This window comes from Lacrimispora sp. (assembly GCF_036758025.1).
Taxonomy (GTDB): Bacteria; Bacillota; Clostridia; order Lachnospirales; family Lachnospiraceae; genus Lacrimispora.
Genome location: NZ_DAIOXM010000002.1, coordinates 96,975 through 119,097, shown reverse-complemented (window position 1 = coordinate 119,097; position 22,123 = coordinate 96,975). Strand labels below are relative to the sequence as shown.

The window sequence follows — 22,123 nt, the reverse complement described above, 5'->3', positions numbered from 1 at the left end:
TATCTTTACACGAAAGGGATGTCAGGTTCAAATGACATCCTTTTTGGTTTCTCAGGACATATTATGGGGAGTGGTTGTATAATAGAATACAAGATGGATACGTTTTAGTAAGAAACCCCATGTATATTCATCAAATTAGTAAAATAGACTTGACGCCGGAAATTATTGATGGTATTGTTTTTTGGACCAAAATCCAACACCTATGCTATCGAGGTTAGAAAAGTTAAATAAATGTCGCTCTAAATAGACTGGCTTGGTCGAGCGTTAAATAAGAGATAGATTTAAATAATACAGATTAAAAGGAGATTTTATGCAATTTAAAGATTTAAATATTATGCCTGATATTATAAAAGCATTGGAAAAGGAAAGTTACGATATTCCTACACCGATACAGGAAGAGGCAATACCTGTTATATTAAGCGGCAGGGATTTACTGGGATGTGCCCAGACAGGCACCGGAAAAACAGCTGCATTTGCTATACCAACGATTCAGCTGCTCAGTGAAGAAAAAGTGCCTCATCGGGCAAAACAAAATATAAGGGCTCTAATCGTAACTCCGACCAGAGAGCTTGCACTGCAAATTTATGAAAGTTTTAATACTTATGGGAAATTCACCAATTTAAATTGCTGTGTAGTCTTTGGGGGAGTATCTCAAAAGCCCCAGGAGGAAAATTTAAAACAAAGGGTAGATATACTGGTGGCAACACCAGGAAGACTGCTTGCCTTAATCGATCAAAAAATAATAAATATAGAGCATATTAAAATATTTATATTGGACGAAGCTGACCGTATGCTGGATATGGGATTTATTCATGATGTTAAAAGGATCATTGCTAAAACGCCTTTAAAAAAGCAAACATTACTTTTCTCGGCTACGATGCCGCCGGACATCGCCAAGCTGGCTAGTACAATTCTGAAGACTCCTGCGAAAATAGAAATCACTCCGGTATCATCGACAGTGGATACCATTGAGCAGTATCTGTATTTTGTTGATAAAGGTAATAAGAAGGATTTGCTTTTGCACATTCTGAAAGATCAAAATATAGCCTCAGCATTGGTATTTACACGTACCAAGCATGGGGCGGATCGGCTTATTAAGCAGTTATCGAAAAGTAACGTAACTGCGCAGGCGATCCATGGGGATAAATCACAAGGAGCCCGTCAGAAAGCACTAAACAATTTTAAAAACAAAACATTGCGGATATTGATTGCAACAGATATTGCGGCAAGAGGAATCGACATCGATGAACTCACCCATGTGATAAATTATGACCTGACAGATACACCGGAGACGTACGTTCATCGTATAGGGCGGACGGGCAGAGCAGGACTTGGCGGAACAGCAATCTCCTTCTGTGATTTTGATGAAATAGGACAACTTGACGATATTGAAAAGTTAATTGGAAAGAAATTGACAGAAATAAAAGATCATCCATACCCATTAAAGAATAATTTTCCGGCGGTAAAGGTTGTACAGCCGAGAAGAGATGCATCAAAAACAGCCAAATCCCAAACATCTAAGACCTCCTCCCGGAATACTTCATTAAAATCGGGTACATCGTCAAAGAGAAGGACATTGCATACGGCTTCTGCAGATGGCGTATCGTCAACAAAGAAAAAGTATCGAATGACAGCAGATGGAACATTGAAAGAAAAAAGAAGTTCTAATAAATTTTCAATGAAGGACAAAAAGTGGTAAATTTGGATCTGTAAATAGTGTAACAAGTTCGTCTCGTTTTGCTTTCTCAATGTTGTAATATTTCTTTTTTAGGGATATTATATATTTGATGGTTTATTGGTGCGAACCAAAGAACAAAGGGCAAGGTGTAATTATGAATAAAAAAGAACAAATAGAAATGATACAAGAAGATTTTAAAAATGCACAATCAATTTTAACGGCAATCGGTGATGAAACACGCCAGATCATACTTCTGGTTTTAATGGAATCCGATTGTGAAATCGGAATGCGTGTTGGTGAAATTACGGCAAAAACACACCTCTCCCGCCCTGCTGTATCACATCAATTGAAAATATTAAAGGATAACGGAATTGTAGAAATGAGAGAGGAGGGGACTAAAAACTTTTATTATATCAATGTTTCTGTAAAATTAAATATATTGAAAAAGTTAGTTATGGACATTGAACATTTGATGAAGGAGTTTTATCAATGAAATAAAAGCATATTTATTAATAAGAAGTATTAACTGCAAATTTCCATATCCTACTATAGAAAGAAAAAAATCATATGGTGATGAAATCAGCCATGTGAATGAGAATATTGAGGTGTGAATAATGAATAGTACCGTAAAAATTGATATAGAAAAATGTATTGGATGTGGGCTATGCTGTAAAGACTGTCCCCACCATGTACTTGTACTGCAAAACGGGAAAGCCGCAATACTGGCCGAAAAATGCCTTGAATGCGGCCACTGTGTTGCCATATGTCCAAAAGAAGCTTTTACTATGAGCGGATACGATATGAGTGAAGTTAAAACATATGATAAAAATTTCTTCGGTATTGATGAAGATATTCTTCTCAACACAATACAGTTCAGACGGTCGGTCAGGCACTATAAGGATAGGCAGGTAGAAAAGAAAGTAATTAAGAAAATCATAGAAGCAGGACGCTTTACCCCTACTGGAAGCAATAAGCAAAGGATAAGATATATTGTTGCACAAAAAAGTATTCCTATGTTTGAACATGAGGCGCTTAAAACATTCAGGAAGCTGAAACGCCTATTGGAAATTGCAGGCAAATTTGTTAAGCTCCCTTATGACGTAAGCGGATTTAAATTAGAACCGGGCTTCTTTTTTCATGGAGCGCCAGCAGTCCTCTTTATTATTTCAGATGATGATGTGGATGCCTCCCTTGCATCCATGAGTATGGAGCTGATGGCTGAGGCCATGGGACTTGGCACACTGTATGTGGGTTTTTTCGCAGTGGCAGCAAAATTCAGCAAAAGGATTAGAAAAGAACTTGGCCTTGCGAAAAAAGAAAAAGTGGTAACATGTCTTGCAATGGGTTACCCCGATGTTAAATATATGCGGACTGTCCCCAGAAAAAAGGCTGGGATTGAATGGAGATAAAAGCAAATATTAAGACAGCTATATAAGAATAATTGGAGGTGATTTCATGGGCAGTGCAATAGAAAATAGAGTTTCACGGAGAAAATTTGAAAAAGAACCGATTACAGACAGGGATAAAGAAAATATTATTTCTCTTATTAATCAATTAAATGAAGAATCCGGCTTAACCATGGCATTTATAGAGGATGGAAGCAGTGCCTTTGGGAAGCTGAGAAAAAGCTATGGGTTATTTACCAATGTACGTTCTCTTATATTGATGAAAGGCAAGAAAGATGATAAAGATTTGAAGGAAAAGGTGGGGTATTACGGAGAAGATTTAGTTCTTGCTATAACCGATTCAGGTCTTGGAACATGCTGGGTTGGAGGCACCTTTGATAAGGATGAATTGCCTATTGATAATGGTGAGGAACTGGTTTGTGTTGTAGTATTAGGTAAAGTGGAAGCCCCTTCCCTGACAGAAAAAATGGTTCGTTCAGCTACGCATAGAAAAGTAAAGAGTATGGAAGAACGAATCAAAAGTGATCAACCTTTGCCTCAATGGGTACAAAGCGGAATGAAAGCTGTACTATTGGCTCCAAGTGCAAAAAACACACAAAAAGTCATGTTTCAGTATAAGAACAGCACTTTAAGTGCTCAAATTGTGGATGACTATTCCATGGATCTGATTGATTTGGGGATAGCGAAGAAACATTTTGAGATAGGAGCAGGGGGAACGTTTGAACTTGGGAACGGAGGTGTTTTTCGTTTGGATTCCCAGAAAAATGCAGACGAAGATATCACATAAATAATATATACTGAAGACTATCTGCCATCAAATTTGGCTATCCAAAAATTTTGCCATGAACCGCTGACTTTCGAATATATCAGAAAGCTGGCGGTTTTTCTATGCACGATCTTACTCAATCATTACTGTGAAAAGCCCTTATTTGGGGCAAAAAAAAATTGGGGACATATTGACATTTATCTATGTATCTGCATATAATGATACATAGATGATTATCTATGTGAGGTGAAACGTGATGGATAAATATAATGAGCATGTTGGATTGTTCAAGGCATTATCTGATGTAAACAGAATCATGATAGTAGATATGCTTTCCTGCGGCGAACTATGTGCATGCAAGATACTGGAAAAATTTAATATTACACAGCCAACCCTGTCTCATCATATGAAAATACTTTGTGACTGTGGTTTGACAAAAACACGGAAAGAGGGGAAATGGATGTACTACTCCCTGAATGAAAGTGTAGTACAGGATTTAAAAGGATTCCTGTGCACCATAACCTCCAGCAAGGAAGATTGTATCTGTAAAGAAGGGGATTGCTGCTGTGAAAAAGAATAAGGAGCAGGTATATCCCAAAGGATTATTTGTCACATTAAAAATTATTTTAAAAGGAGAGAATCTATTATGAAAACAATGTATATTTATGAACCGGCTCTTTGCTGTGAAACAGGTGTATGCGGTGTCAGTGTTGATCCGGAGTTACTTAGAATTTCAACAGTTGCCAATAACCTAAAGAAGCAGGATGTAAAAATACAAAGATATAATCTGAACAGCAATCCCCAGGCATTCATTGATAATGCAGAGATTAATCAGTTGATTATGAAAGAGGGAGTAGAGGCTCTTCCTGCAACAGTGGTGGATGGAAAGATTGTAAAAACTCAGGCGTATCCGGCCAATGGGGAAATTGCAAAGCTGCTGGGAATACCGGAAAGTTATTTAGAGGCAGAACCCCAAAATGAAGGCGGCTGTTGCTGTGAGGGAGGTTGCTGTTAGTGGAATTGTTTGATTTAGATAGGATACAGTTTACTAAATACCTCTTTTTCACAGGAAAAGGCGGTGTTGGAAAGACCTCTGCAGCCTGTGCGGCTGCCGTAACCTTAGCGGACCATGGAAAAAGAGTATTGCTGATCAGTACGGACCCGGCTTCTAATTTACAGGATGTGTTCAGTATGGAACTGACTGGAAAAGGAACGCCCATCCCGGATGTCCCCGGGCTTGTGGTAGCCAATCTGGACCCCTTGAAGGCGGCTGCCGATTATCGCGAAAGCGTGATTGCACCATACCGGGGCAAGTTGCCGGAATCCGTTTTGAAAAATATGGAGGAACAGCTTTCCGGCTCCTGTACCGTAGAAATTGCGGCATTTAACGAATTTTCAAACTTTATAACAGATGAAAAAGCCCAGGAAGAGTATGATCATATCATATTTGATACGGCCCCTACCGGCCACACCCTCCGAATGCTGCAGCTTCCTTCTGCATGGAGTAATTTTATCAGTGAAAATACCCATGGCGCTTCCTGTCTTGGGCAGCTTTCCGGATTGGAGAGCAGAAAAGAAGTATATAAAAAGGCAGTCAGCACCCTGGCAAGCGGTGATATGACAACCTTGCTTCTGATTTCACGACCGGAAACAGCTCCGTTAAAAGAAGCAGAACGTGCTGCAAAAGAACTTTCTGATATTGGTGTAAGCAACCAGATGATGATTATTAATGGGGTTTTGAGTTCTTATGATGATAAGATATCAGAGGGCCTGTATCAGAAACAGCAAAAGGCATTGGAACAAATGCCGGAGGAATTAAAGGAGCTGAAGCAGTATTATGTGCCTCTTCGTGCTTACAATATTACCGGCATGGAGAATGTACGGAATTTGTTGGTGAAAGACAATTTTGTATTAGTTAATACAGAGTTGCAGACAGATAATATTCCAACCCTGGATGATGTAGTAGATGATTTATACAAAAGCGGTAAGAAAGTCATTTTTACTATGGGAAAAGGAGGAGTAGGCAAGACTACAATTGCTGCTGCAATTGCAATGGGGTTGTCTGCGAAAGGGGTAAAAGTACATTTAACAACCACGGACCCGGCGGCACATCTGAAGCTTGTTATGGAGGCTGACAGCGGAATCGAGATGAGCCACATTGATGAGAAGGAAGAACTGCACTGTTATCAGCAGGAGGTTCTTGCCAAGGCCAGGGAAACCATGTCAGAAGCTGATGTTGCCTATGTAGAGGAAGATTTGCGGTCTCCTTGTACCCAGGAAATTGCAGTTTTCCGTGCCTTTGCCGAGGTTGTTGAAAAGGCAGAAGACCAGGTTGTGGTGATCGACACCGCACCCACCGGGCATACCCTATTACTGTTAGATTCTACTCAGAGTTACCATAAAGAAGTGAAACGTACTCAGGGAGATGTTCCGGAAGCTGTTAAAAAGCTGCTGCCAAGACTTCGCAATGCAGAAGAAACAGCGGTTATTATTGTGACACTGGCAGAAACAACTCCTGTATTCGAGGCAATGAGATTAGAGGAAGACTTAGAACGGGCTGATATTGCTGTCAAATGGTGGGTGATCAATTCTTCTTTTTATGCCACGGAAACCACCAACCGGCTGTTAAAGGCAAAAGCAAGCCATGAAATCCAATGGATCAATAAGGTAAATGACATTTCCAAGGGAAATTTTGCTGTTATTGAGTGGAGCGCGGATGAGATTAAAGGAGAAAAGCTGCTTGGTATTTAAAGAAAGGACCAATGAATATGGTAAAAGTTGCATTTATCTGCGTTCATAATTCCTGCCGAAGCCAGATGGCTGAAGCTCTGTGCCGGCATTTGGCGGGAGATGTGTTTGAATGTTATTCTGCCGGAACAGAAACAAAACCTCAGATTAACCAGGACGCAGTCAGACTGATAAAACAGATTTATAATATTGATATGGAAAAGACCCAGCATTCAAAACTATTATCAGATATACCGCCGGTGGATATTGTTGTTACCATGGGGTGTAATGTGGCCTGTCCCTATCTGCCGTGTAAGCATCGTGAGGACTGGGGACTGGAAGATCCAACTGGAAAAGGGGATGAAGCTTTTAAAAACACAATTGATATGATCAAGGAGAAGATTTTTGATTTAAAAAGCAGATTGAAGGATATCAAGACTGTGTAAGAAGCGGCCCTGACAAAGACATAAATGATTAGGAATCATTCCCAAGGATGTACCTGTTATTATTTTAGATGAGACAACATTCCGTGTTGAACCGGAAAATGACAGCTTACGAGAGAGGTTCAGGTTTTGTGTAAACTGTAAAAACTGATATAAGATATGTTGATCGTTATGGAAGGACAGAACTGTTATTTTAAGGTTCTGTCCTTGTCTGTATGATAGCACTGATTTTTTACATATCAATAAGACTGGCCGGTCTGGGAGACTCCTCTTTTATTTGATTTACTTAACTCCCCCGGAGTGATTCCAAACTTCTTTTTAAAAGCCTCTGAAAAATGGCTTACATTGGTGTATCCTACTGCAAAAGCTGTTTCGCTTACATTGTAATGATCCTGGCACAGAAGAGAAAAGGCTTTTTCTAATCTCTGCTCTCTTACATACTCGTAAACCGTCTTGCCAAAGCATTGTTTAAAAGAACGTTTTAATTTGCAATCATTCATATGAACCATGTGAGATAACTCAAATAATGTAGGCGGACAAGTCAATCGGTTTAACAGAATTTCACGAGCATATTTAAGCTGCTCCATATCGCACTTTGAAAGCTGGTTGATTTGACTTTTCCATAAGTCTTGGCATAGTAATTTTTCAATATTAATAGATAACAATTCTAAGATTTGGCTTTCCAGCAGCAGGTTATTTAATTGATCCGTTTTTTGTGAAAAACAGGAATCAAGCTTCTTTATAATACTTTCTTCCAGAGCATCACATTTAAAATCGTAATAATAGCACATTTTCTTCTGAAATGAATGAAAGCCTATATCACCTTTCCCGGATACTGATTTACAGAAGTTATCAAAAGCAGAAGGACTGACCCAGATGGAGTACAATTGAATTTCCTTATCAGCATCATATTCAGAAGTACCAGTTGCCTGTCCCAGAAAACCCATTGATGAATAGCCGGGCCGAAGCTCTATAGGGGTGCTGTTTACTTCTCCATAAACAGAGCCTTTCCGGCTATAGCTTAGTTCAAATACAGGAGCAGTTGTCTCTGCCTTCCTGTTTGTTTTATCCGGCAATGTGCCGGAAGAAAGCATAATATGTACGTCGGGACGCACAGCAATGGTTTCTTTTGGGAATATATTTGAAGATTCATATTTTAATGGTAAATACGTCATTTATCAGCTCCTGATTATTATGATTCGATCGAAGTTTTACGCCATGTCAAAATATCTTTTTAATTTTCATTATAGTTAGTTATATCTAACTTGTCAACAAATGTTTCTTTCCTCCGCCGCGGGGCAAATAAACTCCGCCTAAGGGCAGAAAAACTTTACACTTTTTTGTATACTTACTTTTATTAGCCTCATCTAACTTAAATGTACATCATATTACGGAGGAATAAAATGAAAAAAAGTCTTATTGTTTCAATTTTTTTAATGCTATCAATGTTATTAGCTGCGTGCTCCTCTGCACCAAGTGGTTCTCAGACACCAGAGCAGTCTAAGGAGTCATCTGCTCAAGGCAGTAATAAGATTACGGTAGAGGATATGAAAGGTACTGTTGAAATTCCTGCTGATCCAAAACGCATCGTAGATGTTTCAGGTTCTGCAGATGAACTCATTATTCTTGGAGTTCCTTTTATTGCATCAGCGAATACAAGCATGTTTGACGGAATAACTGTTCCTGACTACCTTAAGGACTACTTTACTGAAAATAATGTGGAAACTGTGGGTAATTATTCTGGTGCTTCAGGAGATTTGAATCTTGAAAAGATTGCAGAGCTTAAACCGGATCTGATCATTATGAATATTCGCCATGACAAGGTCTATGAGCAGCTTAAAGCAATTGCGCCTACGGTTATGTTAAATGATGACATTAGTTTTGTAGACTGGCAGGGGCGTTTCCAGCAGCTTGGTAAATGGTTTGGAAAAGAAGAAGCTGTTTCTAATTGGATCAAAGGTTATGAAGCAAAAGCCCGGGAGCTTGCTGCAAAAGTGAAGGAAGCGGCAAAGGATGAGACATTTGCAGTGCTTGAAGCCAATTCCGTCCATTTCGGTTCCTATTATGTTTACCGCACGGGAGGACCTGGAGATTTGATTTTTGGAGCTATGGACCTTCCCGTTTCTTCCGGTGTTCCTGAGGGTGTTTGGGGAGAAGTGGTAGATGCAGAGTACTTTTCAAAGATTGATGCGGATCATATCTTTTTCTTCAGCGATGACGGGAAAGTGGGAGATACTGCCAACAGCCCGGCCTGGCAGAATATGAAGGCTGTAAAAAATGGAAATATATATTATGGCAGAAACGACATGCAATATGATATGGCCTATACCCCTAATGGAAAGCTGATTTATATGGAGAAACTGGCAAATGCCATCATCAATAATACCAATGTTGAGTAATGAAGAAAAAAGGAAGAATAAAGGTGTGAAGAAATTAATTTACACAGTACAATGGGTTCGCACAAAAAAAGGATATAAGATTTCCCTATTCATCCTGTTTTTAATTTTGCTGTTATCCATCATGATTTCCTGTAGTATAGGCGTTGGGGGAGGAGATATTAAAACACTGATTTATACCGTGATTCATCCAAAGGAACCTTCTGAAATTGGCAGAATCATGGTTGAAATGCGTATGCCAAGAGCGGTTGCTGCCTGTTTTACGGGAGCAGCCTTTGCTCTTTCCGGATGTGTCATGCAAGGTGTTACAAAAAATCCTTTGGCAGATTCAGGTCTTTTGGGAATCAATGCCGGAGCAGGCTTTTTTGTTGCCCTTACGGCAGTTGTCTTTCCTTCTATGCCGGCCTTTGTGACAATGGTTTTTGCATTTTTAGGGGCAGCTATGGCGGTTCTATTGGTATACGGACTTGGAATGGGTAAGCATAAAACAGGATCTATCAGATTGATCTTAGCCGGTTCCGCAGTCTCTGCATTTTTGACCGCTCTAAGTCAGGGAATCTCCCTTACATTTGGAATCTCCAAGTCTCTTTCTTTTTGGACTGCGGGCAGCTTATCTGGTATTACCTGGCAGCAGCTGATTTTTATTATTCCCTGGATTACAGGTTTTGGATGTGTAAGTATATTTATTTCTGAACATTTATCAGTGCTTGCCTTAGGGGAAGAAAACGCAATCGGTCTGGGGGTCAATGTACAGGCCATTCGTCTTATAGGGATTACCGCGGTATTAGTTATGGCAGGAGCCAGTGTTTCCCTGGTAGGCGGAATTTCATTTTTGGGACTTATTGTTCCTCATTCTGCCCGTTTCATTGTGGGAGAGGATTACAAAAGGCTCTTACCCATGTCTGCACTATTGGGAGCAATATTGCTGGTACTTGCGGACATAGCTGCCAGGATGATTCATGCTCCTTTTGATACTCCTGTAGGTGCGCTGGTAGTTGCCATTGGCGTTCCTTTTTTTCTTGTGTTAACCTACCGGAAGAAAGGAGCGGTCTTATGAAGAAGAAAAGAAATGTATGGCTTGCATTGGGAGCTCTATTAATCGGAGTAATGGTTGTTGTATTGTTTTCAATAAATACAGGATATTCAAAAATACCGTATACGGATATTTGGTCAAGCTTGATGGCCCCAAAGGATCCGGATTCTTCGGTGGTTCTTTTACAAATCCGCCTTCCGCGAATTATACTGGCTTTATTGTGTGGAATGGGATTGGCATTATCAGGATGCATCCTTCAGGCAGTGACAGAAAATCCCTTAGCTGATCCGGGAATTTTAGGGATCAACGCCGGAGCAGGGTTTATGGTCATGCTGTTTTTAACACTTTTTCCGTCTCTGCATATCAAAACTATGGTCTACCAGCCTGTTTTTGCTATGGCAGGAGGTCTTTTGGCAGCCGGAATTTTATACGGATTTTCTAAAAGAAACGGTAAGGTCAGGCCGCCTTATCTTTTGCTTGGGGGAATCGGTGTTTCTGCCGGCTTTTCTTCCATTATGCTGATCATGGCTTCCGATATGGAAAATAGCAGTTATCAGTTAGTGGCCAGATGGCTGGCGGGAAATATTTGGGGCAGCAGCTGGCACCAGGTGAAAGTGCTGATTCCCTATCTGCTGTTTCTTATTCCCTTTGTTCTTACAAAAATGGATATTTTAGATATGCTGCTGCTTGGAGAAGAGGCCTCTATGGCCTTGGGAGTACGGGTGGAAAAAGAGCGGAGAATTCTCCTGATTGCTGCGGTAGCACTGGCAGCCAGCTGCATTTCTGTCAGCGGGGGGATTGGATTCATTGGACTGGTTGCTCCCCATATGGCAAAAAGAATTGCAGGTGTGCGCCACAGGGTATTGATGCCTTCGTCCATGTTGGTTGGCGGATTATTTTTGCTTTTAGCAGATACCATAGGGCGTTCCCTGTTTCAGCCAATAGAAATACCGGTGGGGATCGTTATTTCTATCTTAGCAGCTCCATATTTTCTCTACCTGCTTGGCAGGCATACATAGGAGGTGAAATGATTGTGCAATCTAGCATAACAGCCAGTAATTTATCTGCTGGTTATAATGGCACACCTGTTTTTCATAATATTGATATAGATATTCCGAAAGAAAAGATAACAACATTAATCGGGTCCAATGGCTCGGGGAAATCCACCATCCTTAAAACAATGTCCCGCCTGATTGTTCCAACCCAGGGAGCGGTCTATTTGGAGGGCAGTTCCATTCATACCATGCCTACCAATCTTGTGGCCCGAAAGCTTGCCCTTCTTCCTCAAAGTGCGCAGACACCTTCCGGAATCACAGTTGAAGAGCTGGTGGAGTATGGGCGTTTTCCATACCGGAACCGGATAACGGGTATTACACCAAAGGACAGGGAGATTATTAAGTGGGCATTGTCCAGTACAAATATGACAGAGCTTGCTGACAGGGAAATGGATCAGCTCTCCGGCGGGCAGAGGCAAAGAGGCTGGATTGCTATGGCCTTGGCACAAAAAACAGGAATCTTATTTTTAGATGAACCTACTACTTATTTGGACATTTCTCATCAATTGGAAATATTACAGCTTTTACGAAAGTTAAATGAGGAGCAGGGCGTTACAATCGTTATGGTTTTACATGATTTAAATCATGCCATCATGTTTTCCGATTATCTTATCGCCATAAAGGACGGAAAGAAGTATAGCTCAGGTCTGCCGGAAGATGTGATCACATCCCAAACGATTTTACAGGTCTTTCATGTAAAGGCGGAAATAATCAGGCATCCGGTTCTCAATGTTCCTGTATGCCTTCCCTATGATGTGGGATAATAGCTGTATAACCATAAATATGATTAACTTCAAGGAGGAGATATATAATGAAAAAGATAATAACAATGGCAATGCCGGTATTATGTACAGTTGCTCTGATGACAGGATGCGGCAGTTCTTCGCTGTATAATGAGGGAACTTATACAGCGTCTGCTGAGGGTTACAATGGAACTGTGACTGTAGAGGTGGAATTTAATGAAAAATCTATTGTCGCTGTTAATGTTACTGAGCAGGATGAAACGGCTAAAATTGGTGAGCGGGCTGTCGAAGAACTGCCTGATAAAATCGTTAAGGCCCAAAGTAATGAAGTAGATGCCATTACTGGGGCAACAGTGACCAGTAATGCTATCAAATCGGCAGTAAAGGATTGTATGGATCAGGCTAAGAAAAAATAATTTTAGCTTTAATTCCCATTCCTCCCATTGCCACACCCACGTCAGCTGTCTTCAGGGCAGGGGCGTCATTTACTCCATCACCGATCACCCCAGCCAAGGATTGGTTTCTGGAAATGAGGATAATTGCCTTTCCTTGGGACTGAAGGTGAACCATAGTGTTAACGGCCTGTTCATCGATCTGTACCCATTTTCTTTCAGGTACGCCGGACTTCCGCACAGCAGTGTTTGTCCGTCTGCCGTCACCTGAATTCCTTTTCCCGGAGTTATCTGAAAATCCACAGCAGTTTGGACTGGTATATCCTGTTCTCTGGCATAGTCCACAACCGCCTTTGCCAGAGGATGCCAAACTCAACAGATAATCCCTGTCTATACTTTCATCCAATGTATGTAGATCGCTGACAACAATTATGATTGCTCATCGCTTGAAAACTGTCAGAAATGCAAATCAGATATTCGTTTTATCGGAAGGGCATATTGTTCAGCACGGCACACATGAAGAACTGGCTGCACAGCCGGGAATTTATGCGGATTTTATTGGGGTCCGTAAAAAAGCAATTGGTTGGAAACTGAAATAAATAAGCCTTAAATGGGTGAAAAAGAAAATGGCCCCTGCGCAATTTGCAGCGCAGGAGCCATTTAAAGGTTATCCTTCAATTGCAATATAATGATTATTTTCTACAGCTGGCTGAGGTTCCATCTTTGGAACATCAATTTTAAGAACCCCATCCACGAATTTCGCTTTAATATCTTCTTGTGTAACCTGGTCCCCTACGAAAAAGCTGCGGCTGCATGAACCGCTGTAACGTTCTCTTCGGATATACTTTCCATGGCTATCCTTCTTTTCGCTGGATGTGTTAGCAGAGGCATAAATGGTCAGGTACCCATCCTTTAATTCTGCCTGCACATCTTCTTTTTTGAATCCGGGAAGATTCATGGCTATTTCATAGCCGCTTTCTGTTTCCTTCACATCAGTGTGCATAATGTTGCTTATTGTGCTGCCGAATCCTGAAAATTTCGGGAAGGCGGGTACATCAAAGAAATCATCCAACAAGTTCTCTCCAAATAAACTAGGCATCAACATAATCATTCCTCCATTTCTTTTTGATGTTTTCATCATTTTACACAATATGTTTATATGTGCCACGAACTGGGAGCGTTGGGGGCTTCAGGTTTTACACTTGGTCCCTTTCCTTTGTTCTATATATGTTATAACACGCAATTTAGCACTCGTCAAGATAGAGTGCTGATAATTTATAGATTATTTATTTTTTAAAAATCTCTTTATGCTTTTTCCTGCTATGTTTCTGTTAATGGTTGACAATAACTTACTCTTATAGTATGATAATATGCGGTTAGCTAAAGCTAACAAATGCTAATCAAAACTAACCAAATACATATATTCCATGAGGAGAAGATTATGAAATTAACCAGATTTTTAAATGCAACCGCTATTGTAGCAGTTACTGCTGTCATGTTATCAGCCTGCTCAAACACATCAAATCAAAGTACTACAGCTGCAGAAACTACTCAGACTGCTGCTCCGGCAGAGAGCACAGAAGCTGCAACATCAGATACAGAGGCAGCTTCAACTGTTGAAATTACGGATATTCATGGAACGGTTACAGTTCCTATCAATCCTAAGAATGTAATTGCTTTGGATAACAGAACCTTTGAGACATTATTCGATTGGGGAATTGAATTGGCAGCAGTTCCAAAGGGAGTAATGCCGGCGGATTCACCCTACGTACTTGATGAGTCAGTTTTGGACATCGGAAATCATGGTGAACCAAATCTTGAAATTATAGCAGCCGCAGATCCTGAACTTGTAATTGTTGGTCAAAGATTTGCATCTTTTTATGAAGACATAAAAGCTTTGGTGCCAAACGCAGCCGTTATTGATTTAAATTTCGATGTTTCTGAAAAATCGGCCACACCTGGAGAAAATTTAGTAAATGGCCTTAAGGATTCTACAATCGCCTTGGGAAAAATTTTTGATAAGAATGAAGAAGCTGAAAAGCTGGTAGCTGATTTTGAACAGTCCATTGAGACCGCCAAGTCTGCATACAATGGAACCGATACGGTTATGAGCGTTGTAGTTTCCGGCGGAAATATTGGTTTTTCAGCTCCTCATTCCGGACGTGTTTGGGGCCCTATGTATGAGGTGTTTGGCTGGGTTCCGGCATTAGATATTACTGATGCCACTTCTAATCATCAAGGAGATGAGGTTTCTGTTGAAGCGATTGCACAAAGCAACCCGGACTGGATTTTTGTGTTGGATCGTGATGCGGCAGTATCTTCTGTAACTGATGCGGTTCCTGCTCAGGATGTGATTGATAATTCACCTGCTCTTCAAAATGTAACTGCTATTACAGAAGGAAATATCGTTTACGCACCGGCTGATACATATACAAACGAATCCATACAAACTTATCTGGAGCTGTTTGAAGACCTTGCAAAAGCTTTGGCTGAGTAATGGCAGGAGTATAGGATAGTGTCTAAAAAAATAATGAAGAAAATGATTGAGGCTGAGAATTCTCAGCCTCAACGATATAATTACAATAAAATATGGACAATACCCTTTGTAACAGCGATTCTTGTTGTTACTATTTTAGGTATTATATCATTGTTTGTGGGCGTTTACGATATATGGGGTCAGGAAGATGGAATGGCTATGTTTTTTATAACCCGCATTCCGAGAACCGCTGCACTCATGCTTTCCGGAGCCGCCATGTCAATGACGGGTCTGGTTATGCAGCTTATCACACAAAACCGTTTGGTTGAACCTACCACAACAGGTACGATTGAATGGGCGGGTCTGGGACTTCTTCTGGTGTATTTATTAGTTCCGGCACCAACTTTAGTATTGAGAATGGCTGGGGCAATCGTGTTTTCTTTTATAGGAACCATGATTTTCTTTTTATTTTTAAGAAAAGTCAAGCTGCGCTCGTCTTTAATCGTTCCGATTGTGGGAATCATGCTTGGTGCGGTTGTTTCGGCATTTTCTACTTTTGTAGGACTGGTCTTTCAAATGATGCAAAACATCCAAAGCTGGTTTGTAGGCTCTTTTGCGGCAGTTCAAATCGGCAGATACGAATATTTATGGCTGATTATTATCGTTACGGTTTTTATTTTTATTTATGCTGACAGGCTGACTTTAGCCGGTCTGGGAGAAGATGTTGCAACAAGTCTTGGTGTTAATTATAATAAAATGATTACTTTGGGGACTATCCTTGTCTGTATCGCAGTGGGAATTGTTACGGCTGTCATTGGAAATCTGCCCTTTTTGGGGTTAATCGTACCTAATGTTGTTTCAATGTATAGAGGAGATGACTTAAGAAGCAATTTGCCTTGGGTATGTATATTGGGGATGGGTACAATCACTCTTTGCGATATCATCTCCCGGGTCATTATCATGCCATTTGAGGTGCCTGTCTCTTTGATTCTTGGAACAGTGGGTGCGGTTGTATTTATTATTATCTTATTGAAACAAAGGAGGCTCAAATGAACAGATCAGCGAAAGCCTTCCGCTCTAAGAAAGAAGAAAAAAGATATTGGATTCTGCTCATAACACTGATTATTCTGGGCATTTTTGCTTCGTATGGACTTTTGGTCTATAAAAATCCTGTTCCAATTGATTCTCCTTCCTTTATCCCGGTTGTCAGAAGAAGGATGTTTGCCCTTACGGCAATGATTATTTCGGCTGTTTGCCAGAGCTTAGCGACAGTCACTTTTCAATCTATTACTAATAACAGGATTATTACCCCTTCTCTTTTGGGCTTTGAAGCGCTTTACTCGGCCATTCATACCGGTACAATGTTTTTCTTTGGTGCCAGTGCGTTTATAAATTTCAGCGGTATTGAATCCTTTGTATTTCAAGTTGCTGCTATGGTATTGCTGTGCTTGATCCTTTATGGCTCCCTCCTTTCCGGAAAGTATGGCAATTTACAGCTTATGCTTTTAATTGGCGTTATTATGGGAAGCGGGCTTAGGTCTTTGTCATCTTTTATGAAAAGACTTCTGGAGCCGTCAGAGTTTGATATTTTACAGGCCAGATTGTTTGGCTCTGTCAATAATGCGGATTCAGAATATTTTCCTATTGCAATTCCAGTTGTAATAATTGCAGCAGTGCTTCTTCTTGTTTACTCTAAGAAGCTAAATGTAGTGTCACTGGGAAAGGACGTCTCAACTTCTTTAGGAATCAAACATCAGCCCAGTGTCATTTATAGTCTGATATTGGTTTCTGTTTTGATGTCAATTTCCACGGCCTTGGTCGGGCCCTTGACTTTTTACGGTTTTTTAGTTGCAACCTTGAGTTATCAGGCAGCCCCAACCTATGATCACAGATATGTTTTTCCAATGGCTCTTTCCATTGGATTTTTAATCATAACAGGTGCATACTTTTTTATGTATCACGTATTCAATGCTCAAGGCGTGGTTTCAGTTATTATTGAAATGTTTGGTGGAATAACATTTTTAATTGTATTTTTAAAGAAAGGTAGTTTATGATAATTATTGAGAATGCCAGAAAGGCATATGATGAGGTAGAAATAGGTCCTTTGAATATAAAAATACCCAAAGCCGGCCTTACTTCCCTGATTGGCCCAAATGGTGCCGGAAAGTCCACAACACTTTTGATGATCGGGAGACTTCTGAATATGGAAGAAGGTCACATCACGGTGGCGGATATGGATGTATCCGAAGCAAAATCAGAGGACCTGGCAAAAGTTCTGACCATTTTACGGCAGGAAAATCACTTTGTGACAAAACTTACTGTCAGGCAGCTAGCTGGATTTGGACGGTTTCCTTATTCAAAAGGAAGGCTGACGAAAGAAGATGAGGCTATTATTTCAAAGTATATTGATTTTTTAGAATTAACTGATTTAGAAAACAGATATTTGGATGAACTTTCCGGCGGCCAAAGGCAAAGGGCATATGTGGCAATGGTTTTGTGCCAGGAGACGGAATATGTACTTTTGGATGAGCCATTAAACAACCTTGATGTTGCCCGTTCTGTTCAAATGATGGAGCATTTGAAGCATGCAGCCGATGAATTTGGAAGGACAATTCTGGTTGTCTTGCATGATATAAATTTTGCAGCTAAATATTCTGACCGGATTTGTGCCATGAAAGACGGACAAATTGCCGCTTTTGGCACAGTGGATGAGATCATGGATTCCGATGTTTTGACAGACATTTTTGAAACTAAAATAGAAATTATTGATGGGCCTTACGGGCCAATCGCAATCTATTAAATCAGTGTTCTCCAATATGGTATAACAACCCCAAAAGTAATAAAAGCTCCAAAGAATCCGCACCTTGTGGTATAATTTAATCCTGAGTTATATTAATATTAAATGATAAAAAAATAAAATTGAGGAGAGGGTGCAGATATGATAAGACATATTGTAGCATGGAATCACAAAGAAGGATTTACGGAAGCTGAGAAGAAGGAAAATGCTGAAAAAATAAAAACAGAGTTGGAAGCGCTGACCCAATGCATGGATGGAATCATTGAATTAAGAGTTCATATAAATACAATGCCTTCAGGTAACAGGGATGTTGTTCTCAACAGTCTTTTTCATAGTGAAGAAGCGCTGGCAGCTTACCAAATTCATCCGGAACATAAAAAAGCGGGCTCATTTATTGGTGCAGTTATGCAGGACCGTATTTGCATTGATTATTATGAGTAGTCAGCATACAGAATTGGATAAGAGTGGTAGAGTCAGAGCCGAAAATCTGATATCCCGCAGGGCTATGCAACAGAGTATCAAGTGAATGTGCTGCGGATGGAGAGGATTTTACCGTAAAAAAGGAGGCTGCATGGAGAAAGTTTATAAGTATACAATAACAGATCAGGAGATATTTGAAAATATTTTTAAAGATGAAAAGCTTCTTATGAACCATGTCATTATTCCCCCGGGCAAAGTATTTCCAAAACATCCTACTGATGCAACGGTATATGCATTGATTACTCAAGGGGAGCTGAGTGTGACAATTGAAGATCATGAGACTAAGATTTTTAAAGCCGGTCAGTTAGTCAATATTCCTAAAGGAGCTAACTCTGAATTGGGCAACAAATCTGATGAAATAGTAGAGTTATTTGTTGTCAAATATGAATATGATCTCTAAAAAATAAGGACCAGGATTGTTATTACCAATAGAGCCTAATAAAAATTTTGGTAAACTAAAAATTTTTTAGAAAAACATATAGCCAAAGTGAAGAAAGCCTGCTATAATGCAAATAGAGTAACCATTTGGGGAGGTTACATCGCAAAAAATATGAAAAAGGGGAATCCTATCATGAGCGGTTATAACGCAGTATTAGCAAGAAACACAGAAAATGCTCCAGCAGGTATTGGTCCATACTCACAAACAGTAGCTTTCTCTCACTACAACAATCTTTCAGCTCAATTACCTATCGATCCGAAATTCGGTACATTGGTAGCCGGCGGTGTAAAAGAGCAGGCTGAGCAGTGCTTTAAGAATATCAAAGCAATTGTAGAGAGCATCGATCATGTTATGAGCGATATTGTCAGAATCACTGTATTCGTTACGAATATCAAGGATGTTGACGCTGTAGACGAAGTTTACAAAACATTCTTCCCAACTTATGTTCCTACACGGACAACAGTTGCAGTTGCAGCTCTGCCAATGGATGCTTTGGTGCAGGTTGAAGCACTTGTTTCAAACGGTGAAGGTACAATTCCAAACGCTCCGCAGTCAGGCGATCTTATTAAGCTTACAAATAACACAGCAAATGCACCGATAAGCGCTCTGTCCACACAGACAGTGTCTTTCTCTCATTACAACAACCTTTCAGCCCAGTTACCGATCGATCCAAAAACTGGCAGACTGGTAACCGGCGGTGTAAAAGAGCAGACTGCACAGTGCTTAAAGAATATCAAGGCAATTTTAGAGAGCATCGACGTTCCTTTTGACGATATCGTTAAAACTACGATCTTCCTTAAGGATCTTTCCGATATGGAAGCTGTAAACGAAGTTTATAAAACATTTTTCCCGGATTCAGCTATTGCCAGAGCTGTAGCTTATGTTCCGGCACGGACAACCGTTGAAGCTGCAGCTTTACCGATGGATGCATTAGTACAGATCGAAGCAGTAGTTTCCCATGGAGACGGTACACCTCCACAGCTTGTTGAAGACAGACATGGAATTATCATCGAAGCCAACAATACAGAAAATGCTCCAAAGAACCCTCTGTCCACACAGACTGTAGCATTTTCTCATTACAATCACCTTTCCGCTCAGCTGCCCATCGATCCAAAGACTGGCAAGTTAGCAGACGGCGGTGTAAAAGAGCAGGCTGAACAGTGCCTGAAGAACATCAAGGCAATTGTAGAAAGCATTGATCACGCATTAGCAGATGTGGTTAAAGTAAATATCTTCCTTAAGAACATTGCAGATATTAATGCTGTAGATGAAGTATACGCAACATTCTTCCCAGGCGGCGTTCCTGCGCGCAGAACTGTTGGTGTATCAGCTTTACCTGAAGGTGCTTTAATCCAGATCGATGCGGTTGTGGGAAACGAAGAAGGAACACCTCCAATCGTTAAATAATACAGATAAGAGCATTGGGATTTCAGCCGTGTAAGGCAGAAATTCCAGTGCTTTTCATTTTTGGATAGTTATATAAAAGAATCCCGTTATAAAATTGTTTTATTATCGAAATGTACCAAAAATCTTAACGAAAATTTAACACAAATACAAATGGAATTAAAATTTATCACAGTATATAATAATAAAGCCAATTAAATATTGTTATTTCCATTATGTATATCCTGGGGATTGGCCCAGAGTTTCTACCAACTGCCGTAAGAGTTGACTACATAGATTTGTCTCAGTGACAGGTCTTTTGCCGGCTCTTTTTTTGTTGCGCAAAAATGGGAAAGTCAGGTTTTGTGTAATAAAATAAGGAGTAAGGAGGGTAGTAAAGTATTCACGTTATAAGGGTGGGAAAGAATAGGGATAATGTAGTATATTACGAAATAACGGAGGATTACAATGAACACAGAAAACAAAACAAATTTTTTGGATAAGTATTTTGGTATTACAAACAGTAAATCTACAATGAGAACAGAGGTCCTTGCAGGACTGACTACATTCATTACAATTGCTTACATTTTGATATTGAATCCGCAGATTCTGGCAGATCCATATATGATTATGGGAGATACCGTAATGGCAGGAAAGGTAGCCAACGGCGTATTTATCGGTACATGTATTGGCGCATTTATCGGAACCATTCTCTGTTCAGTATACGCTAAGGTTCCATTTGCCCAGGCACCGGGTATGGGACTCAATGCATTCTTTGCATACACAGTTGTGCTGGGAATGGGCTACACTTATGGACAGGCTCTGGTTATCGTATTCCTGTCAGGAATTTTCTTTATTGTTATCACAGCTGTTGGTTTGAGAGAGGCGATTATCCGTTCCATTCCAGATGCTGTAAAGACGGCTATAACACCTGGTATTGGTTTATTTATCACTATCATTGGTCTTAAAAACGCCGGTCTGGTTGTTGGAAACCCGGCTACACTTGTCAGCATGGTAGACTTTGCCCAGTGGAGAAATCCGGATGCAGATATGAGTCTGATCATGGGTGCAGTAGTAGCATTAATCGGTTTAATCACCATGGGCCTCCTTCACGTGAAAAATGTGAAAGGTTCTATCCTGATCGGTATTGTAGTAGCAACTATCGCAGGAATTCCCTTGGGAGTCACTCATTTATCAAACTTCAGCCTGGATATTGGAACAAAATTTTCTGATTTTGCAGAAGTATCTTTCATGAAAATGGATTTTGCCGGTCTGTTCCAGGGCGGAAACACGTTGAACACAATTTTCACCGTTACTATGCTGGTTATCAGCTTTTCACTTGTAAATATGTTTGATTCCATCGGAACCTTACTGGGAGCAGCAAAACAGTCCGGTATGATTGATGAGAACGGCGAAGTTATCCGCATGAAAGAAGCTCTGATGTCAGATGCTATTTCAACAGCAGCAGGCGCTATGGTTGGTACTTCTACAGTTACTACAGTTGTAGAATCCAGCGCAGGTATTGCAGAAGGCGGAAGAACAGGAATGACCAGCTTTGTGACAGCATTATTGTTCCTGGGCGCAATTATCTTTGCACCTGTAGTAGGCCTGGTTCCGGCAGCAGCTACAGCTCCGGCATTGATCTTCGTAGGAATTTTAATGTTAGGCAATATTAAGGATGTTGATTTCAGCGAAATGAGTGAAGCTCTTCCTGCATTCTGTACTATTGTATTTATGCCATTTACTTACTCAATCGCAAATGGCGTTGCACTGGGTCTGATCACATTCTGTCTGATGAAGATGGGCAACAGAAAGTTTGCAGAAGTGAAGCCATTAACGTTGATCGTATCCATTGTATTTATTATCAGATATACATTTATGACACTGGGATAAATCCGGAAGACCTTCC

General features: G+C 40.3%; 25 protein-coding genes, 1 pseudogene and 1 riboswitch. Of the genes and pseudogenes, 23 read left to right on the top strand and 3 right to left on the bottom strand.

Features of this window, described 5'->3' with window-relative positions:
- The first annotated feature begins 74 nt into the window (after positions 1–74).
- From V7M78_RS02890 to V7M78_RS02850, 9 genes are all read left to right on the top strand, one after another.
- Positions 75–218 (top strand): DUF1848 family protein, encoded by a 144-nt coding sequence (locus V7M78_RS02890; protein ID WP_333646258.1) that lies wholly within the window; start codon positions 75–77, stop codon positions 216–218.
- Between the two features lie 92 nt (positions 219–310).
- Positions 311–1,699 (top strand): DEAD/DEAH box helicase, encoded by a 1,389-nt coding sequence (locus tag V7M78_RS02885; protein ID WP_333646256.1) that lies wholly within the window; start codon positions 311–313, stop codon positions 1,697–1,699.
- Between the two features lie 133 nt (positions 1,700–1,832).
- Positions 1,833–2,171: an ArsR/SmtB family transcription factor gene (locus V7M78_RS02880; RefSeq protein ID WP_333646254.1), complete on the top strand. Its 339-nt coding sequence runs from the start codon at positions 1,833–1,835 to the stop codon at positions 2,169–2,171.
- A gap of 121 nt (positions 2,172–2,292) precedes the next feature.
- Positions 2,293–3,087, top strand: a complete 795-nt coding sequence (locus V7M78_RS02875) for a nitroreductase family protein (protein ID WP_333646251.1) — start codon at positions 2,293–2,295, stop codon at positions 3,085–3,087.
- Positions 3,088–3,133: 46 nt separating this feature from the next.
- Positions 3,134–3,871, top strand: a complete 738-nt coding sequence (locus V7M78_RS02870; protein ID WP_333646249.1) for a nitroreductase family protein — start codon at positions 3,134–3,136, stop codon at positions 3,869–3,871.
- 235 nt (positions 3,872–4,106) lie between these two features.
- Positions 4,107–4,430, top strand: a complete 324-nt coding sequence (locus tag V7M78_RS02865) for an ArsR/SmtB family transcription factor (protein WP_333646247.1) — start codon at positions 4,107–4,109, stop codon at positions 4,428–4,430.
- A gap of 66 nt (positions 4,431–4,496) precedes the next feature.
- Positions 4,497–4,865: an arsenite efflux transporter metallochaperone ArsD gene (gene arsD, locus V7M78_RS02860; protein WP_333646245.1), complete on the top strand. Its 369-nt coding sequence runs from the start codon at positions 4,497–4,499 to the stop codon at positions 4,863–4,865.
- Positions 4,865–6,601 (top strand): arsenical pump-driving ATPase, encoded by a 1,737-nt coding sequence (arsA, locus tag V7M78_RS02855; RefSeq protein WP_333646243.1) that lies wholly within the window; start codon positions 4,865–4,867, stop codon positions 6,599–6,601. Before arsD ends, arsA begins: the two co-directional genes overlap by 1 nt.
- 11 nt (positions 6,602–6,612) lie before the next feature.
- Positions 6,613–7,023, top strand: a complete 411-nt coding sequence (locus V7M78_RS02850; protein WP_442914617.1) for an arsenate reductase ArsC — start codon at positions 6,613–6,615, stop codon at positions 7,021–7,023.
- A 236-nt stretch (positions 7,024–7,259) separates the two neighbouring features.
- On the opposite strand, the gene V7M78_RS02845 is transcribed toward V7M78_RS02850, so the two are convergent.
- Positions 7,260–8,195: a helix-turn-helix domain-containing protein gene (locus V7M78_RS02845; RefSeq protein ID WP_333646241.1), complete on the bottom strand. Its 936-nt coding sequence runs from the start codon at positions 8,193–8,195 to the stop codon at positions 7,260–7,262.
- Between the two features lie 372 nt (positions 8,196–8,567).
- On the opposite strand from V7M78_RS02845, the gene V7M78_RS02840 reads away from it, so the two are divergent.
- The 5 genes from V7M78_RS02840 to V7M78_RS02820 are packed head-to-tail and all read left to right on the top strand — an operon-like array spanning position 8,568 to position 12,663.
- Positions 8,568–9,419 carry an ABC transporter substrate-binding protein gene (locus tag V7M78_RS02840; protein WP_333646239.1) on the top strand — a complete coding sequence of 284 codons (852 nt, stop codon included), beginning with the start codon at positions 8,568–8,570 and terminating at the stop codon, positions 9,417–9,419.
- Positions 9,420–9,444: 25 nt separating this feature from the next.
- The gene (locus V7M78_RS02835) at positions 9,445–10,473 is read left to right on the top strand and encodes a FecCD family ABC transporter permease (RefSeq protein ID WP_333646237.1); all 1,029 of its coding nucleotides are present in this window, start codon (positions 9,445–9,447) and stop codon (positions 10,471–10,473) included.
- The gene (locus V7M78_RS02830) at positions 10,470–11,468 is read left to right on the top strand and encodes a FecCD family ABC transporter permease (RefSeq protein WP_333646235.1); all 999 of its coding nucleotides are present in this window, start codon (positions 10,470–10,472) and stop codon (positions 11,466–11,468) included. The genes V7M78_RS02835 and V7M78_RS02830 overlap by 4 nt, the downstream gene beginning before the upstream one ends.
- Before the next feature lie 8 nt (positions 11,469–11,476).
- Complete coding sequence (locus tag V7M78_RS02825; protein WP_333646233.1) at positions 11,477–12,268, top strand: ABC transporter ATP-binding protein; 792 nt, start codon at positions 11,477–11,479, stop codon at positions 12,266–12,268.
- A gap of 47 nt (positions 12,269–12,315) precedes the next feature.
- The gene (locus tag V7M78_RS02820) at positions 12,316–12,663 is read left to right on the top strand and encodes an FMN-binding protein (protein ID WP_333646231.1); all 348 of its coding nucleotides are present in this window, start codon (positions 12,316–12,318) and stop codon (positions 12,661–12,663) included.
- Here V7M78_RS02820 and V7M78_RS02815 read toward each other — a convergent pair.
- Positions 12,650–12,880 carry a hypothetical protein gene (locus V7M78_RS02815; RefSeq protein ID WP_333646229.1) on the bottom strand — a complete coding sequence of 77 codons (231 nt, stop codon included), beginning with the start codon at positions 12,878–12,880 and terminating at the stop codon, positions 12,650–12,652. The two genes, V7M78_RS02820 and V7M78_RS02815, sit on opposite strands and share 14 nt — an antisense overlap.
- Before the next feature lie 181 nt (positions 12,881–13,061).
- On the opposite strand from V7M78_RS02815, the pseudogene V7M78_RS02810 reads away from it, so the two are divergent.
- Positions 13,062–13,238, top strand: a pseudogene (locus V7M78_RS02810) (ABC transporter ATP-binding protein); the annotation flags it as partial.
- 68 nt (positions 13,239–13,306) lie between these two features.
- Here the strand turns inward: V7M78_RS02810 and V7M78_RS02805 are convergent.
- On the bottom strand, positions 13,307–13,744 hold the full coding sequence (locus V7M78_RS02805) for an Hsp20/alpha crystallin family protein (protein WP_333646227.1): 438 nt from the start codon (positions 13,742–13,744) through the stop codon (positions 13,307–13,309).
- A 336-nt stretch (positions 13,745–14,080) separates the two neighbouring features.
- Between V7M78_RS02805 and V7M78_RS02800 the strand changes: the two genes are divergently transcribed.
- The 8 genes from V7M78_RS02800 (at position 14,081) to V7M78_RS02765 (ending at position 22,107) form a co-directional block, all read left to right on the top strand.
- On the top strand, positions 14,081–15,136 hold the full coding sequence (locus tag V7M78_RS02800; RefSeq protein ID WP_333646225.1) for a siderophore ABC transporter substrate-binding protein: 1,056 nt from the start codon (positions 14,081–14,083) through the stop codon (positions 15,134–15,136).
- 18 nt (positions 15,137–15,154) lie between these two features.
- Positions 15,155–16,168 carry an ABC transporter permease gene (locus tag V7M78_RS02795; protein WP_333646223.1) on the top strand — a complete coding sequence of 338 codons (1,014 nt, stop codon included), beginning with the start codon at positions 15,155–15,157 and terminating at the stop codon, positions 16,166–16,168.
- A complete protein-coding gene (locus V7M78_RS02790) occupies positions 16,165–17,169 on the top strand; it encodes an iron chelate uptake ABC transporter family permease subunit (protein WP_442914616.1) in 1,005 nt (334 codons plus the stop codon). The genes V7M78_RS02795 and V7M78_RS02790 overlap by 4 nt, the downstream gene beginning before the upstream one ends.
- Positions 17,166–17,915 (top strand): iron ABC transporter ATP-binding protein, encoded by a 750-nt coding sequence (locus V7M78_RS02785; RefSeq protein WP_333646219.1) that lies wholly within the window; start codon positions 17,166–17,168, stop codon positions 17,913–17,915. The genes V7M78_RS02790 and V7M78_RS02785 overlap by 4 nt, the downstream gene beginning before the upstream one ends.
- A gap of 138 nt (positions 17,916–18,053) precedes the next feature.
- Positions 18,054–18,353: a Dabb family protein gene (locus tag V7M78_RS02780; protein ID WP_333646217.1), complete on the top strand. Its 300-nt coding sequence runs from the start codon at positions 18,054–18,056 to the stop codon at positions 18,351–18,353.
- A gap of 130 nt (positions 18,354–18,483) precedes the next feature.
- Entirely contained in the window at positions 18,484–18,792 is a 309-nt protein-coding gene (locus V7M78_RS02775) for a cupin domain-containing protein (protein WP_333646215.1), read from the top strand.
- A 171-nt stretch (positions 18,793–18,963) separates the two neighbouring features.
- Entirely contained in the window at positions 18,964–20,238 is a 1,275-nt protein-coding gene (locus V7M78_RS02770) for a RidA family protein (protein ID WP_333646213.1), read from the top strand.
- Between the two features lie 192 nt (positions 20,239–20,430).
- A riboswitch (purine riboswitch) is annotated at positions 20,431–20,526 on the top strand.
- A gap of 156 nt (positions 20,527–20,682) precedes the next feature.
- Positions 20,683–22,107 (top strand): NCS2 family permease, encoded by a 1,425-nt coding sequence (locus V7M78_RS02765; RefSeq protein WP_333646211.1) that lies wholly within the window; start codon positions 20,683–20,685, stop codon positions 22,105–22,107.
- The last annotated feature ends 16 nt before the right edge of the window (positions 22,108–22,123 follow it).